Annotated in this window: 14 protein-coding genes; 13 read left to right on the top strand and 1 reads right to left on the bottom strand. The window is 43.3% G+C overall.

Annotated elements, in window-relative coordinates; all coding sequences use genetic code 11:
• The first annotated feature begins 448 nt into the window (after positions 1 to 448).
• On the top strand, positions 449 to 1,165 hold the full coding sequence (gene bfmR, locus FTU02_RS06070) for a response regulator transcription factor BfmR (protein ID WP_067764711.1): 717 nt from the start codon (positions 449 to 451) through the stop codon (positions 1,163 to 1,165).
• Positions 1,166 to 1,209: 44 nt separating this feature from the next.
• Positions 1,210 to 2,871 carry a sensor histidine kinase BfmS gene (gene bfmS, locus FTU02_RS06065; protein ID WP_180034533.1) on the top strand — a complete coding sequence of 554 codons (1,662 nt, stop codon included), beginning with the start codon at positions 1,210 to 1,212 and terminating at the stop codon, positions 2,869 to 2,871.
• A 92-nt stretch (positions 2,872 to 2,963) separates the two neighbouring features.
• Here bfmS and FTU02_RS06060 read toward each other — a convergent pair whose 3' ends face one another.
• The gene (locus FTU02_RS06060) at positions 2,964 to 3,320 is read right to left on the bottom strand and encodes a hypothetical protein (protein ID WP_078192296.1); all 357 of its coding nucleotides are present in this window, start codon (positions 3,318 to 3,320) and stop codon (positions 2,964 to 2,966) included.
• Positions 3,321 to 3,877: 557 nt separating this feature from the next.
• On the opposite strand from FTU02_RS06060, the gene ndhC reads away from it, so the two are divergent.
• The 11 genes from ndhC (at position 3,878) to nuoL (ending at position 15,820) form a co-directional block, all read left to right on the top strand.
• Entirely contained in the window at positions 3,878 to 4,426 is a 549-nt protein-coding gene (ndhC, locus tag FTU02_RS06055) for an NADH-quinone oxidoreductase subunit A (RefSeq protein WP_078192295.1), read from the top strand.
• 6 nt (positions 4,427 to 4,432) lie between these two features.
• The gene (locus FTU02_RS06050) at positions 4,433 to 5,110 is read left to right on the top strand and encodes an NADH-quinone oxidoreductase subunit B family protein (protein WP_078191105.1); all 678 of its coding nucleotides are present in this window, start codon (positions 4,433 to 4,435) and stop codon (positions 5,108 to 5,110) included.
• An 87-nt stretch (positions 5,111 to 5,197) separates the two neighbouring features.
• The gene (gene nuoC / locus FTU02_RS06045) at positions 5,198 to 6,985 is read left to right on the top strand and encodes an NADH-quinone oxidoreductase subunit C/D (protein WP_180023140.1); all 1,788 of its coding nucleotides are present in this window, start codon (positions 5,198 to 5,200) and stop codon (positions 6,983 to 6,985) included.
• 14 nt (positions 6,986 to 6,999) lie between these two features.
• On the top strand, positions 7,000 to 7,509 hold the full coding sequence (nuoE, locus tag FTU02_RS06040) for an NADH-quinone oxidoreductase subunit NuoE (protein WP_078191103.1): 510 nt from the start codon (positions 7,000 to 7,002) through the stop codon (positions 7,507 to 7,509).
• Complete coding sequence (gene nuoF / locus FTU02_RS06035) at positions 7,506 to 8,837, top strand: NADH-quinone oxidoreductase subunit NuoF (protein WP_180156320.1); 1,332 nt, start codon at positions 7,506 to 7,508, stop codon at positions 8,835 to 8,837. The genes nuoE and nuoF overlap by 4 nt, the downstream gene beginning before the upstream one ends.
• 11 nt (positions 8,838 to 8,848) lie before the next feature.
• Entirely contained in the window at positions 8,849 to 11,527 is a 2,679-nt protein-coding gene (gene nuoG / locus FTU02_RS06030) for an NADH-quinone oxidoreductase subunit NuoG (protein WP_180156318.1), read from the top strand.
• Between the two features lie 3 nt (positions 11,528 to 11,530).
• Positions 11,531 to 12,547: an NADH-quinone oxidoreductase subunit NuoH gene (gene nuoH, locus FTU02_RS06025; RefSeq protein WP_078191100.1), complete on the top strand. Its 1,017-nt coding sequence runs from the start codon at positions 11,531 to 11,533 to the stop codon at positions 12,545 to 12,547.
• A gap of 18 nt (positions 12,548 to 12,565) precedes the next feature.
• Entirely contained in the window at positions 12,566 to 13,108 is a 543-nt protein-coding gene (nuoI, locus tag FTU02_RS06020; RefSeq protein ID WP_078191099.1) for an NADH-quinone oxidoreductase subunit NuoI, read from the top strand.
• A complete protein-coding gene (gene nuoJ, locus FTU02_RS06015) occupies positions 13,108 to 13,626 on the top strand; it encodes an NADH-quinone oxidoreductase subunit J (protein WP_180156404.1) in 519 nt (172 codons plus the stop codon). Before nuoI ends, nuoJ begins: the two co-directional genes overlap by 1 nt.
• Positions 13,626 to 13,934: an NADH-quinone oxidoreductase subunit NuoK gene (gene nuoK / locus FTU02_RS06010; RefSeq protein ID WP_067665227.1), complete on the top strand. Its 309-nt coding sequence runs from the start codon at positions 13,626 to 13,628 to the stop codon at positions 13,932 to 13,934. Before nuoJ ends, nuoK begins: the two co-directional genes overlap by 1 nt.
• Positions 13,931 to 15,820, top strand: coding sequence for an NADH-quinone oxidoreductase subunit L (nuoL, locus tag FTU02_RS06005; protein WP_180156316.1), 1,890 nt, complete (start codon positions 13,931 to 13,933; stop codon positions 15,818 to 15,820). Before nuoK ends, nuoL begins: the two co-directional genes overlap by 4 nt.
• Position 15,821 lies beyond the last annotated feature (1 nt).

The following is a 15,821-nucleotide window of genomic DNA, read 5'->3' as shown; positions in this document are numbered from 1 at the left end:
GGTATATCAATATTGACATTTTACTAAATGCTTTGAACTTTTCTGGCAGAAATCCATCTCAAAAAATCCCTATTTTTTTTCTTTGTTATATATGCCTTATCCGACAAGGGCATAGCATAGCAAAGTCGAAAAAGAGTGCTTATAGATAACATTGTGGATAACTTCAGAAAGCCTAAAAAGTTGTGAATTAATCAGTCAGTTTTTATTCGATGAAAATGTATCCAAATTTATTATTGTTGGTATTGTGAGCAATAGGGCATGGAAATGATTGGTAAATACGGCTGCAAAAATGTAGCAGGTTAAAATTTATTACAAAATACGATATTGATGTATCAGTTTGGTGAATGCCATCTTGTTTACAATGTAAACGTGTGTATATTGCAAACTATGTTTAAGCGTATCTATCGGATTTCAAATAGGATACGCCCAATCAAATAAGGGGCAATCAATGAGCCAAGAAGAAAAGTTACCTAAAATTTTAATTGTTGAAGACGATGAGCGTCTTGCTCGTTTAACTCAAGAATACTTAATCCGTAACGGACTTGAAGTTGGGGTAGAACCAGACGGTAATCGTGCGATTCGCCGTATTATCGCTGAACAACCAGATATGGTATTACTCGACGTGATGCTTCCGGGTGCCGATGGTTTAACCATTTGTCGTGAAGTTCGTCCACACTACCATCAACCAATTTTAATGTTGACTGCACGTACCGAAGACATGGACCAAGTGTTGGGTCTAGAAATGGGTGCAGATGATTATGTTGCAAAACCTGTTCAACCTCGCGTTTTACTTGCGCGTATTCGTGCATTATTACGTCGTACAGACAAAGCACCAGAAGATGAGGTTGCACAGCGCATCGAATTTGATGATCTTGTAATTGATAATGGTGGTCGTTCTGTCACACTCAATAATGAGTTGGTTGACTTTACCAGTGCAGAATATGACCTTTTATGGTTGTTGGCATCTAATGCGGGTCGCATTCTTTCTCGTGAAGATATTTTTGAGCGTCTGCGTGGTATTGAATACGATGGTCAAGACCGTTCAATTGACGTGCGTATCTCGCGTATTCGTCCAAAAATTGGTGATGATCCAGAAAATCCGAAACGTATTAAGACCGTACGTAGTAAAGGTTATTTATTCGTAAAAGAAACCAACGGCATTTAATGTAAAATACCGTCCCTTAGTTTGGCAAAGTAGGACACTTTTACGTGTTTAAACACAGTATATTTTTGCGCGTTTATGCGGGGCTACTGATTTTAGTCTTTTTAGTCGCTACATTTGGCTATTTGCTGGTGCAAATCATTAACTACCAGCGCGCGCAAGAATATCGTGAATCGCTTACTGACGGTTTGGCTTTCATTATAAGTGAAGGTATTGCACGTCAGCCAAATGAACAACAAAAGTCAGATTGGGTGTCAGATGCATCTGATCTACTTGAGTTGCCTATTTATTATGTAAAAGCTAATCAGGTTGATTTAACCCGAGCGGAAACAAAACGTATAGAAGAACGTAAAGCTGTAGTGCGTTGGGACGCACAAACGACGGCAGCCTACATTATTATTGGCTTAAAAGATGACCCTGCACATCTGCTGTATATTAAAGCCGATAATATTTCAGAACGCCAAATGAAGGCGTTGCCTGTCTTTATACTGGATTATTTGGTGTATTACCCTGGTCAAGAAAAACAATATCTTGAAAAAATCCAGCATCATTTTTCTTACCCAATTTCAATTCAAAATGTTCAAAGTTTACCTTTAGACTCTGAGCAAATCGGCCGATTACGCTTAGATCACAGCATTATTTTGTATCGTGATAGTGCGACTGAGCGCGGCACAACTATTTCGATCGTATCACCAATTCCAAGCTCAACTTCAGAAGTCTTGGTCATGGGGCCGGTACCATTATTTAATTGGATGCCTTTCCAGTTGGCAGCGGGTATTACGCTACTGAGCTTGTTTGTCTTGAGCTTGGGTGTTTATGGTCTATTGGTGCCGATGCAACGTAAGCTGCGTGCTGTAAATTATGCGTTAAATAAAATGAAGGGCGGGGACTTATCTGTACGTCTGCCTGTCGAAAGCACGGATGAGTTTGGTACTTTAGCATCGAGCTATAACTCCATGTCAGATCATATTGAGCGTTTAATTGAAGCACAGCGTGAGTTAATGCGCGCGGTATCGCATGAACTGCGGACACCCGTGGCACGTATTCGCTTTGGTGTTGAAATGATGGCGGATGAAGACGACTACGATTACCGTCAGCAACAAGTTGAACAAATCGACAAAGATATCGAAGCCCTCAATACCTTGATTGATGAAATCATGACCTATGCTAAGCTCGAACAGGGTATGCCATCTTTGGAGTTTGAAGACGTTAGCTTGTTTGAAGTTTTAGATCAGGTTCTGATTGAAACAGAAGCCTTAAAGACTGGGAAAACCTTGGAATTGCAAGCACCACCAATTGGAGTGGTTGTGGAAACCGAGCGTCGCTATTTACACCGTGTTGTGCAAAACTTGGTGGGGAATGCAGTGCGATATTGTGATGATAAAGTGCTGATTAGTGGTGGTGTGAATGATGAAGGTATGGCTTATATCTGTGTTGAAGATGATGGCCCCGGCATTCCAGAAGAAGATCGTAAGCGTATTTTTGATGCCTTTGCGCGTTTAGATGATAGTCGTACCCGTGCTTCAGGGGGTTATGGTTTAGGCTTATCGATTGTTAGTCGTATTGCATATTGGTTTGGCGGGACTATTGATATTGATGAAAGTCCAATATTAGGCGGGGCGCGTTTCACCATGACATGGCCTGCAACTCGTTTTAAGAAAAATAAACCGAAGTTAGATGTTAAAGAACCGAGTACCAATGAAAATTAAGTTAGCTTAGATATGTAGCTAAGCTGATTTTGGTGAATGATAAGTATAAAAAGCCATTCAATTTGAATGGCTTTTTGATATCAGTTTTATACTTATTCCGTAATTGTTGCATCGGGTTCAATAATAGGTTTGCCATTTTTTAATGCGGCAAGAGCATCTGCATTAAAATCGATGAGTAAGGAGTTGTTTTTAGCATCGATAGAATAATTGCTAATAAGTTTTTGATCACCGTTTAAAGTTTCAAGTTTATATTCATCTGCAATATTCATAATTCCGTTAAGGTTGGTTGTTGCAGAAGCTAAATCTTGTCGTAACAACTCATAAATATCACGTAAATCAAAAATGGCATTTTGAGCATCAGGATGCTTATCTAAGTAGCTTTTAATATGGTGAATCACCAATTGTGCAGATAGAAAATAATCAGGTTTATGCGTAAATTCTAAAGTCATTATTGTCTCTCCGTTGTGATTGCTTTTTCTGTTTTAACTACAAATATCACACTCTTTGTGGATCGTGTCAAAGAATTGCAAAAAAGTCACAAGAAGCTAAAAAAAGCCTTTTTTCTTTGTGCTAATTCAACTTGTTTTTCATTTTAGGGGAAAGATCAAAGCTAATAGATGGGATAAAAAAGGCAACCAATTTGAAACAAGATGGAATTTATTTAATAAATGATACGGCCATGAAAATTTAATACATGAGCTAAAAGTTGAAGGATTTGTTCATGAAACTGAACAGTCATAGTTTTCTGTTAAAATCGCATAAATGTAATAATTAATAAAAAAATAAGATCTAATCTAATTAAACGATTAATCCTAAATTTAAGGGAGTAAACCCAATTTAAATGCTGAAATGATTAAAAAATCATCCTAAAGACGAATATCGATAAGCTAGCAAGAAGCCTCCTCAATCAGGTACAATTGGCGGGATTAATTTTGTGTTTGGTGTATTTGAAGGCCAATACATACATTCTTTGTTAATAAATAGGCCTGCCAGGAGTTATCCCCGCATGAGTGCCATTACTCCATACGATTGGGCAATTATTGCCTTCGTGATCGGCGTTACATTCCTTTGCGTCTTTATGCTGACCGTCCCTTTACTCCTTGGGGGTAAATCATGGGGTCGTGCTAAGCAAGAGCAATTTGAGTCAGGTGTAGTAGGTGCTGGTGGTGCACGTATTCGCTTGTCTGCGAAATTCTATTTAGTTGCGATCTTCTTCGTGGTGTTCGATATCGAAGCACTTTACCTTTATGCATGGGCATCTTCTGTTCGTGAAACTGGGTGGGTTGGTTTTGCAGCTGCAGCAGTCTTTATTTTAGTTTTACTTGCTGGTTTGGTTTATGAATTGTCTTCTGGTGGTTTGAATTGGTCACCTTCTGACAAGCGTAAAGCGGCGGGAATTAAACCTAAAATTGGTTCGCCAAATATGGATATCGCAGAAATCACACGCTTTAACTCTATTGAAGAGTTGGTTATGGACCCTACAGGTCAAATTCCAGCGCAATCATCTGGTCGTGTGAAATCTAAGTCACCGACTGCATCATCTGACAAGGAGTAAGACGGGATGAAATATACATTAACCCGTGCGAATCCGGATGCTGATCAATATCCACTTCAAGAGCGTCAAATCGTTACCGATCCGCTTGAAGAAGAAGTGAATAAAAATGTGTTCATGACTCGTTTAGAGGATGTTGCACATACAGCAGTAAACTGGGGTCGTAAAAACTCAGTTTGGCCGTTCAACTTTGGTACATCTTGCTGCTACGTAGAGTATGCAACGACTTTAACAGGCGTGCATGACTTGTCACGTTTCGGTGCCGAGGTTATTCGTGCTTCACCACGTCAGGCTGACTTGATGATTGTTGCAGGTACATGCTTCATGAAAATGGCGCCTGTAATTCAACGTTTGTACGAGCAAATGCTTGAGCCTAAATGGGTAATCTCAATGGGCGCATGTGCAAACTCTGGTGGTATGTACGACATTTATTCAGTTGTACAAGGTGTGGATAAAATCATCCCTGTCGATGTGTATATCCCGGGTTGCCCACCACGTCCTGAAGCTTTAATTCAGGCATTGATGTTATTGCAAGACCAGATTCAACTTGAGCGCCGTCCTTTATCGGCCGTGATTGGTGATGATCTTAAGCCAGTGTATAAGCCAAAGATGATGCCAGAACGTGACCGTAAGAACGCACAGCGTATTGCAGTGAAAAACTTACGCTCAATGGATGAAATTAAATAATCACTGCGACGGAATATTGATACACCCGGACTGGGTGTAATTGTCGTTTTGATTGACTGAATTTGTATTAAATAGGAAGCCAAGCCAATGGCTGAAACTGACATTGCTATGCCAGAATCAACTCCAGTTGATTCCCGCCCTGCATTTGCAATTGTAGAAGAGCTCAAAACCAAATTTGGTGAGAACTTCTACGTGCAAACGACTTTTGAAGACTTTCCAACAGTCTGGGTTGAGCGCGCACGTGTACAAGACGTTTTAATGTTCTTGCGTACTGTGTCACGTCCATACGTGATGCTGTTTGACTTGTCTGCGGTTGATGAGCGTTTACGTACACACCGCGATGGTCTGCCTGCATCTGACTTCACTGTGTTCTATCATCTGTTATCGCTTGAGCGTAACAGTGATATTCGTATTAAAGTTGCATTGAATGAGTCAGATTTGAACATTCCAACGGCAACCAACATTTGGCCAAATGCCAACTGGTACGAACGTGAAGCTTACGACATGTTTGGTATCAACTTCGAAGGGCATCCAATGCTCCGTCGTATCTTGTTGCCAACATATTGGGAAGGTCACCCGTTACGTAAAGAATATTCTGCACGTGCGACTGAATACACGCCTTATCGCCAAAACCAAGCGAAACAGGATTACGAACAAGAACATCTTCGTTTCGTACCTGAAGATTGGGGTATGAAGCGTGGGAACGATGATGAAGACTTCATGTTCCTAAACTTGGGTCCTAACCATCCATCTGCGCACGGTGCATTCCGTGTGATCTTGCAGTTGGACGGTGAAGAAGTGAAAGACTGTGTTCCTGACATCGGCTATCACCACCGTGGTGTGGAAAAAATGGCTGAGCGTCAAACATGGCACTCATTCATTCCGTATACAGACCGTGTTGACTACTTAGGTGGTTGTGCGCAAAACATGCCTTACGTTCTTGGCGTAGAGCAAATGGCAGGGATTACCGTTCCTGATCGTGCACAATGTATCCGTGTCATGATGTCTGAATTGTTCCGTATCAATAACCACTTATTGTTCATTGGTACTGCGATTCAGGATGCCGGCGGTATGACCCCAGTATTCTATATGTTCGCTGACCGTCAAAAAATCTATGACGCGATCGAAGCGATCACGGGTTACCGTATGCACCCAGCATGGTTCCGTATCGGTGGTACAGCGCACGACTTGCCAAACAACTGGCAGCACCTCATTCGCGAAATCCTAGATTGGATGCCGAAGCGTATGAACGAGTACTACACTGCAGCACTTAAAAACTCAGTGTTTATCGGTCGTACCCGTAATGTTGCTCAGTATGATGCTAAATCTGCATTGGCTTGGGGTGTAACGGGTACTGGTCTACGTGCTACAGGTATTGATTTCGACGTTCGTAAATACCGTCCTTATAGCGGCTACGAAAACTACGACTTTGATGTGCCTTTAGAGTACGAAGGCGATGCTTATGCACGTGTTCTTGTTCACTTCCGTGAAATTGAAGAATCGCTGAAAATCATCAAGCAATGTTTAGACAACATGCCTTCTGGTGCATACAAAGCAGACCATCCACTGGCTGTTCCACCACCAAAAGATAAAACTTTACAAGACATCGAAACATTGATTACGCACTTCTTGAGCGTGTCATGGGGTCCTGTAATGCCAGCAGGCGAAAGCTCTGTAATGGCGGAAGTGGTAAAAGGTGCGTCGAACTACTACTTGACTTCAGACAAGTCAACGATGAGTTACCGTACACGTATCCGTACACCAACCTTCACGCACTTACAGCAAATGCCTTCTGTGATTAACGGCAGCTTAATGTCTGACTTAATCATTTATTTAGCGACAATTGACGTCGTAATGGCTGACGTGGATCGCTAAGGGGTAATCGCATTATGATGATTTTGACTGACAAAAAACCACGTGTGAATGTTGAAGGGATTTTAACTGCGGAAGAAATCCACGATATCGAACATCACATTGGTCACTATCCGTACCCACGCGCAGCATGTCTTGATGCTTTGAAGTGTGTACAACGCCGTAATGGCTGGGTAGATGATGCACAGATGAATGCTATTGCGCAATTGCTTAGCATGAGCCTTGCAGACCTAGAAGGTGTTGCAACTTTCTATAACCGTATTTACCGTCAACCAGTTGGTCGCCACGTAATTTTATTATGTGACTCGATTGCTTGTTTCTTGATGGGTGCGGAAACACTTGCTGAAGCATTCCAGCGTGAATTAGGCATTTCATTTGGTCAAACGACTGCAGATGGTCGCTTTACTTTATTGCCAATTTGCTGCCTAGGTAACTGTGACAAAGGTCCGACGTTAATGATTGACGAAGACACTCACGGTCTAGTTGAAGTGACTTCAATTAAACAGTTATTGGAGAAGTATGTATGAATACTGAACCAAAACCAATTTATGGCGACGGTAACCCAGAAACTCACCCATTAACTTGGCGTTTGAGCAAACAGGAACACGTTCGCAGTGCAGATGATTACGAAGCACTTGAAGGTTATGCTGGCTTTAAGAAAGCTGTTGGCATGCAACCGAAAGAAGTGCTTGAAGTGATTAAAGCTGCGACAGTAAAAGGTCGTGGTGGTGCGGGCTTCCCTGCAGGGATCAAATGGTCGCTTATGGCGCCAAATGATAACTCAGGCCCTCGTTACCTTATCTGTAATGCCGATGAAATGGAACCAGGTACCTTTAAAGACCGTCTGTTGATGGAAAAACTTCCTCATCAGTTGATCGAAGGTATGTTGATTGCTGCTTATACATTAGAAGCAACACAGGGTTATATCTTCATCCGTGGTGAATACGTCGAAGCGGCTCAATACTTAAATGAAGCATTGGACCAAATTCGTGCCAAAGGTTACTTGGGTGAAAACATCTTAGGTACAGGTTGGAACTTCGAGTTACACGTGCATACCGGTGCGGGGCGTTATATCTGTGGTGAAGAAACTGCATTGATTAACTCGCTTGAAGGTCGCCGTGCGAACCCTCGTACTAAACCGCCATTCCCACAAGTTGCAGGTGCTTGGGGTCGTCCTACGATTGTAAACAACGTAGAGACTTACAACAACTTACCCGCAATTATGCTTCGTGGCCCTGAATGGTATATCGGTTTATCTGAAGGTAAGTCGAAAGATCCAGGTACTAAAATTTATGGCGCTTCAGGCAAAGTAAAATTCCCAGGTCTTTGGGAACTTCCATTTGGTACAACTGCGCGTGAAGTGATTGAAGATCATGCGGGTGGTATGCGTGATGGTTTAAAACTCAAAGCATGGTTACCGGGTGGTGCTTCTACAGACTTCCTTGCTGCTGAACACATTGACCTTCCTATGGATGCGGAAAACATCATGAAAGCAGGTTCACGTCTAGGTACGTGTTTGCTCATGGTAGTAGATGAAACCCAATGTATGGTTTCAGCAACACGTAACCTAGAAGAATTCTTTGCACGCGAATCATGTGGTTTCTGTACGCCTTGCCGTGATGGCTTGCCTTGGGCTGTGAAAGCGCTGAAAGCACTCGAAGATGGCACAGGTAAGAAAGAAGATATCGATCACTTACAAGAACTGACTCGTAAGCTTTGGATTGGTAAAACTTTCTGTGCCCATGCACCGGGTGCAATGGAGCCGCTTATGGGCGCACTCAAATATTTCCGTGGCGAATTTGAAGCGAAGGTTGTGAATGCCGCCGCTCAAACCAGCAACGTAGAACAAGCTTAAGGAATTCGACTATGGCTACAATTCATGTCGATGGCAAATCGTATGAAGTCAACGGCTCGGAAAACTTGCTACAAGCATGTTTGAGTCTTGGCATTGATATCCCATACTTTTGTTGGCATCCATCCTTAGGTTCTGTCGGTTCTTGCCGTCAATGTGCCGTGACCCAATACGCGAATCCGGAAGATACGCGTGGTCGTTTGGTCATGTCATGTATGACGCCTGCTGCTGACAATACCTACATCTCGATTGAAGACAAAGAAGCAAAAGATTTCCGTGCTTCGATTGTTGAATTCTTGATGACTAACCACCCGCACGACTGTCCGGTCTGTGAAGAAGGTGGTCACTGTCATTTACAAGATATGACTGTAATGACGCAGCATGACCGTCGTCGCTACCGTTTCACTAAACGTACGCATTACAACCAGGAGCTAGGCTCATTCATTTCTCACGAAATGAACCGTTGTATCGCGTGTTACCGTTGTGTGCGTTACTACAAAGACTACGCAGGTGGTACGGACTTCGGCGTGTATGCCAACGCATCACGTGTCTACTTTGGCCGTCCAGAATCAGGTACTTTAGAATCTGAATTCTCGGGTAACTTGACTGAAGTTTGTCCAACAGGTGTATTCACCGACAAAACCCACTCTGCTCGCTACAACCGTAAGTGGGACATGCAGTATGCGCCAAGCGTATGCCAAGGCTGTTCTTCGGGCTGTAACATTTCTCCGGGTGAGCGTTATGGTGAACTGCGCCGCGTAGAAAACCGTTTCAACGGTGAAGTTAACCAATACTTCCTGTGTGATAAAGGTCGTTTTGGTACGGGTTATGTGAACCGTGAAGATCGTCCACGTCAACCACAATTCCGCTCTGGTGCAAATGTGACTACAGTTTCTGTAGACCAAGCATTGGATACCGTAATTGAAAATATCCAAGGCAAAAAAGTATTGGGTATCGGTTCACCACGTGCGTCACTTGAATCAAACTTCGCGCTTCGCGAACTTGTAGGTCAAGACAACTTCTCAACAGGTATGTCTCAAAAAGAGCAAAAACTTGTTGAGCTTGCAGCTTCTATCATGCAAACCGAAGGTGTTTATAACCCAGGTATGCGTGAAATCGAAAGCTACGATGCTGTGTTGATTTTGGGTGAAGATCTGACTCAAACTGCGCCTCGTATGGCTCTATCTGTTCGCCAAGCTGCGAAAAATAAAGCCAAAGAAATGGCTGCAGAGCGCCGTACGCAAGAGTGGTTGGCTGAACCTGTACAACGTATTGCTCAAGATGCCAAATCTCCGATTTACATCCTTGCTGCCACTCAAACACGTTTAGCTGATGTTGCTACCGGTGAAGTTGTTGCATCACCTAACGACATTGCACGTTTAGGTTTTGCGGTCGCTGCTGCTGTGAAAGGTGAAGTGATCTTAGGTTTGGATGACGATGCAAAAGCATTTGCACAAACCATTGCTGACACTTTAAAAGCTGCGAAAAAACCATTAATCATCTCTGGTACAAGCTTACAAGACGCATCAATCATGGAGGCTGCTGCACAAGTTGCACAGAACCTTGGTAATGCGGGCTTAACATTGACTGTTCCTGAAGTGAACTCAATGGGCTTAGCGATCTTTGGTGGTCAAAGCTTAGAACAAGCATTTGCACAAGATTACGATACCGTGATCGTGGTGGAAAATGACCTTTATCGTCGTTTACCAGCTGCTCAGGTAAATGCTGCACTTTCAGCGAAAGAAGTGATCGTACTTGACCATTCTGAAACTGAAACTGTGAAAAAAGCCAACATCGTACTTTCTGCTGCTTCATTTGCTGAAGGTGATGGTACTGTTGTCTCTCAAGAAGGCCGTGCACAACGTTTCTACCAAGTGTATGACCCAAGCTACTACAAACCTGAACTTGCGATCAAAGAATCTTGGCGTTGGTTACATGCCATTGAAACTGGCGTGAAAGGCAAAGCGATTTCTTGGACACTTCTTGATGATGTTATCGAGTCAGTAGCGAAAAACGTTCCTGCACTTGAAGCGATTCAAGATGTCGCACCAGATGCTGGCTTCCGTGTACATGGTCTGAAAGTGGCACGTGAACCACGTCGTTACTCAGGTCGTACTGCGATGCGCGCACCACTTTCTATTCATGAACCAAAACAACCAGTCGATAAAGACTCTGCGTTGACGTTCTCTATGGAAGGTTATGTAGGTAACCAAACTCCAGCTTCACTTGTACCATTTGCTTGGTCTGCAGGTTGGAACTCACCACAAGCTTGGAACAAATTCCAAGACAACGTGGGTGGTCACTTAAAAGGTGGCGATGCAGGCGTTCGTTTATTCGATCGTTTAGCGAAACGTCCAGCACGTACATTCGTTGCACCAGCACCTGTTGCGGTTAATGGTGAAAGCTTCCGTCTTGTACCGATGCATCACATCTTCGCTTCTGGTGAATTTACAGTGAAAACACCTGCGATGGAATCACGTATTCCTGAAGCAATGTTTGCTGTGGGTGAACAAGATGCAGCACGCTTAAATGTTCAAGATGGTCAACGTATCGCTGTGAAAGCAGGGGATGTTGAAATCGTCCTTCCAGTTCAAGTGATTGAATACTTACCTACAGGTTATATCGGTTACCCAGTGGGTCTAGCACCTACAGTATCGCTTGCAGAACCTGTTTCAGTCGCGGTAGGAGTGTAATTCATGGAACAAGAATTAATCCGTCAAACGCCGCTGTGGGCTGAAAACTGGCCAATCGCCTATTCAGTTCTTCAAGCAATTGTGATCTTACTGGTAGTGGTATTGATCGCTGCGTTGATGTCTTTTATTGAACGTCGTTTACTCGGCTTGTGGCAAGACCGTTACGGTCCAAACCGTGTAGGTCCGGGCGGTATGTTCCAGATCGTTGCCGACATGCTGAAAATCATGTTCAAAGAAGACTGGACACCAAAATTTGCTGACAAATTGACTTTCCGTATGGCTCCAGCAGTTGCGATGGCAACTGCGGTGCTATCGTTCATGGTTATTCCTGTTTCACCTTATCTAGGTGTTTCAGACATGAGCATCGGTCTATTGTTCTTTATGGCAATGGCTGGTATTGCGGTATATGCAGTATTGTTCGGTGGTTGGTCATCAAATAACAAATACGCATTACTTGGTGGTTTACGTTCTGCTGCTCAAACCATTTCTTATGAAGTGTTCTTGGGTATTTCACTGATGGGTGTGGTTGCGATTGCAGGCTCATTCAATATGCGTGAAATTGTTGAAGCTCAACGTGATGTTTGGTTTGTTATTCCTCAGTTCTTAGGTTTCTTGATCTTCGTGGTTGCGGGTGTTGCGGTAACTCACCGTCATCCATTTGACCAACCAGAAGCAGAACAAGAATTGGCGGAAGGTTACCATGTCGAATACGGCGGTATGAAATGGGGTATGTTCTTCGTTGCGGAATACGTCAACGTAGTACTGATCTCTGCATTAATCGTGACTTTATTCTTCGGTGGTTGGTTAGCGCCTTTCAACCTAGATATTCCATTCATTCCAGCTGCGTTCTGGTTCATTATTAAAACAGCATTCTTTGTAATGATGTTTGTCTTGGCTCGTGGTTCTTTAATGCGTCCACGTTATGACCAAGTCATGAACTTTGGTTGGAAAATTTGCTTGCCATTGGCGTTGGTTAACCTTCTGGTAACTGGTGCTGTGATTCTGATGAATCAGGCCTAAGACAGCAGGGAGAATAAAATGTTTAAATTTCTAGCTGGATTTGGGTCAATTGTACGTTCGTTGTGGATGGTATTCTCACACGCGACACGTAAACGTGACACCATTTTATATCCAGAGGTTAAAGCGGAAGACATCGTACCACCACGTTTCCGTGGTCGTATCGTGTTAACGCGTGACCCTGATGGTGAAGAGCGCTGCGTTGCATGTAACCTTTGTGCGGTTGCATGTCCAGTCGGCTGTATTTCACTACAAAAAGCTGAAAAAGAAGATGGTCGTTGGTATCCGGAATTTTTCCGTATCAACTTCTCACGTTGTATTTTCTGCGGTATGTGTGAAGAAGCATGTCCTACGACTGCGATTCAAATGACACCTGACTTTGAGTTAGGTGAGTATGTTCGTCAGGACTTAGTATATGAGAAAGAAAACCTTCTTATCTCAGGTCCTGGTAAATACCCAGACTATAACTTCTACCGCGTAACAGGTATGGCTGTTGCTGGTAAAGATAAAGGTCAGGCTCAACGCGAAAGCACACCAGTTGATGTACGGAGTCTATTACCATGATGTGGCCATTTTATTTGATGGCGCTTGTGGCCATCGTCTCTACCGTTCGTGTTGTAACTAACACGAACCCAGTACACGCTTTATTAAGCTTGATTATCTCTTTACTTGCAGTTGCAGGTATTTTCATGATCGTGGGTGCGCCGTTTGCCGGTGCCCTCGAAATTATCGTTTACGCTGGCGCAATCATGGTGCTATTCGTATTCGTCGTGATGATGCTGAATCTTGGTCAAAATACAGTTGAACAAGAAAGCAAATGGCTGACTTCTTCAGCGTGGGCATATCCTGCGTTGATGAGCTTCCTGATGGGTCTAATCCTTGTTTGGATGTTGAAGTCAGACTACACAACTGCTGGCACTATCATGGGTGCTCAAGTTGTCGGTCCGAAAGAAGTGGGTACTTCACTCTTTACTCAGTACTTATTGCTGGTTGAAGTTGCTGCGATGTTATTGCTTGGCGCACTTGTCGCTGCATTCCATCTTGGCAAACGTGAGCCAGGTGCAGAAGAGGACAAAGAATAATGGGCAACATCCCTTTAGAACATGGTTTGATCGTTGCAACCATTCTTTTTGCACTGGGTTTTTACGGTGTGATGGTTCGACGCAACCTACTATTTATTTTAATGAGCCTTGAAATCATGATGAACGCTGCTGCTTTAGCGTTCGTTTTGGCAGGAAGCGCATGGGCACAGCCAGATGGTCAAGTGATGTTTATCTTGATCTTAACGCTTGCTGCAGCAGAGGCGTGTATCGGTCTTGCGATCGTCCTTCAGTTCTATCATCGCTTCCATCATCTGGATGTGGATGCTGCTAGTGAGATGCGCGGATGAGTTATTTATATTTAACAGTACTTTTCCCGCTAATTGGTTTTATCCTGTTGGCGGCAGGTCGTAAAAACCTTCCTGAATCAGTTGCTGCAATTATTGGTGCAGGTTCAGTTGGTCTTTCAGCTTTATTTGCATTAATTGCCGGTATCGACTTTGTTAATAATGGTTCAGTTGCAACAACTCAGCATCTTTGGACTTGGTTCAGTGCAGGTAACTTAGCACCGGGCTTCACGCTTCATTTAGATGGCTTATCATTATTGATGATGGGCATGATCACAGGTGTGGGTTTCTTAATTCACATCTTTGCAACATGGTACATGCGTGGCGAAGAAGACTTTGCACGTTTCTTCTCATATTTCAACCTATTCGTAGCAAGCATGCTGCTTTTAGTGTTGGGTGACAACTTAGCGTTGTTATTCCTCGGTTGGGAAGGTGTAGGTCTATGTTCATACCTATTGATTGGTTACTACTACCAAACACCTGCAAACGGTTTTGCTGCAATTAAAGCATTCACTGTGACACGTGTGGGTGACGTATTCTTACTGATTGCATTGTTCTTGATCTACCAACAATTCGGCACTTTAAACATTGCAGAAGTTGTGGCTGCTGCGCCAACAGTTTTGGCTCAGAGTTCTTCGATTGCAATTTGGACTGCATTGATGTTGTTCTTGGGTGCTGCAGGTAAATCTGCTCAGATCCCATTACAAACATGGTTGGCAGATGCGATGGCTGGTCCTACACCAGTATCTGCATTGATCCACGCAGCAACAATGGTAACGGCGGGTGTTTACCTATGTAGCCGTATGTTCAGCGTGTTTGAACAAGCGCCAGAAGTGATGATGTTCATCTCAATCACGGGTGCAGTGACATTGTTAGTAGCAGGCTTTGCTGCATTGGTACAAACAGACATCAAACGTATTCTTGCTTACTCTACTATGAGTCAGTTGGGTTATATGTTTATGGCTGTAGGTGCTGAAGCTTACCAAGCTGGTCTATTCCACATGCTGACTCACGCATTCTTCAAGGCATTATTATTCTTGTCTTCTGGTGCAGTGATTTTGGCTTACCATCATGAACAAAACATCTTCAAGATGGGTGGTCTATTCCACAAAAACAAATTCTTGTTTGCTTGTTTCGCGATTGGTGGCGGTGCATTGGCTGCGATTCCATTCATCACGATCGGCTTCTTCTCGAAAGATGCGATTCTTGGTGCGGTATGGGTGAAAGGTCAAGCGATTGCAGTTTATGACTGCTTGTACTGGACTGGTGTAGCAGGTGCGTTCTTAACTTCAATTTATACATTCCGTCTTATTTGGGTTGTATTCTTTGGTAAAGAAAACACGCCTTACCACGAAATCAAAGGTGTTACTTACTGGGGTCCATTGGCGATTCTTGCAGTGCTTTCAACTGGTTTAGCTTATGTATTAAAAGCACCAGTAACGAATATTTTAAATGCTGCACAAATCCCAGCGTTTAATATTCCAGAAGCGCTAGAACATGGTATGCATAGCGCTGAATACACAGCTGTTGGTATTGCACTTGCAGGTCTTGTAGTCGGTGTTGTTTTATTTGCATTTGCTTATGGTGCAGTAAAATCGTTCGCGAAAACTTCACTGGGCGCGGGTCTTGCAAATATCTGTCGTAATGCACTTGGTTTCGATGCTTTGTACAACATTGTTTTCGTTAAGCCTTATTTGCTAATGGCTAAAATCTTTGGTCGTGATCCAATTGACGGCTTATGGCTTGTATTGCCTGCACTTGTTAAAGGCGGTAATAGCTTTACAAGTTCACGTCAAACAGGTTCATTGCGTGAATACGCATCTAGTATGGCATTCGGTACGTTTGCATTACTATTGATCCTGGTCGTGATTCAGGTCGTGGGGAAATAAA

The sequence above is a fragment of the Acinetobacter sp. YH12045 genome (assembly GCF_013419925.1).
GTDB lineage: Bacteria > Pseudomonadota > Gammaproteobacteria > Pseudomonadales > Moraxellaceae > Acinetobacter > Acinetobacter amyesii.
This window is presented reverse-complemented; position numbering and strand designations above follow the sequence as displayed.

Excerpts from the sequence above, each read along its gene's own strand:
- bfmR (WP_067764711.1), top strand. The coding sequence starts at position 449 with ATGAGCCAAGAAGAAAAGTTACCTAAAATTTTAATTGTTGAAGACGAT.
- FTU02_RS06060 (WP_078192296.1), bottom strand. The coding sequence starts at position 3,320 with ATGACTTTAGAATTTACGCATAAACCTGATTATTTTCTATCTGCACAA.
- ndhC (WP_078192295.1), top strand. The coding sequence starts at position 3,878 with ATGAGTGCCATTACTCCATACGATTGGGCAATTATTGCCTTCGTGATC.
- FTU02_RS06050 (WP_078191105.1), top strand. The coding sequence starts at position 4,433 with ATGAAATATACATTAACCCGTGCGAATCCGGATGCTGATCAATATCCA.
- nuoC (WP_180023140.1), top strand. The coding sequence starts at position 5,198 with ATGGCTGAAACTGACATTGCTATGCCAGAATCAACTCCAGTTGATTCC.
- nuoE (WP_078191103.1), top strand. The coding sequence starts at position 7,000 with ATGATGATTTTGACTGACAAAAAACCACGTGTGAATGTTGAAGGGATT.
- nuoF (WP_180156320.1), top strand. The coding sequence starts at position 7,506 with ATGAATACTGAACCAAAACCAATTTATGGCGACGGTAACCCAGAAACT.
- nuoG (WP_180156318.1), top strand. The coding sequence starts at position 8,849 with ATGGCTACAATTCATGTCGATGGCAAATCGTATGAAGTCAACGGCTCG.
- nuoH (WP_078191100.1), top strand. The coding sequence starts at position 11,531 with ATGGAACAAGAATTAATCCGTCAAACGCCGCTGTGGGCTGAAAACTGG.
- nuoI (WP_078191099.1), top strand. The coding sequence starts at position 12,566 with ATGTTTAAATTTCTAGCTGGATTTGGGTCAATTGTACGTTCGTTGTGG.
- nuoJ (WP_180156404.1), top strand. The coding sequence starts at position 13,108 with ATGTGGCCATTTTATTTGATGGCGCTTGTGGCCATCGTCTCTACCGTT.
- nuoK (WP_067665227.1), top strand. The coding sequence starts at position 13,626 with ATGGGCAACATCCCTTTAGAACATGGTTTGATCGTTGCAACCATTCTT.
- nuoL (WP_180156316.1), top strand. The coding sequence starts at position 13,931 with ATGAGTTATTTATATTTAACAGTACTTTTCCCGCTAATTGGTTTTATC.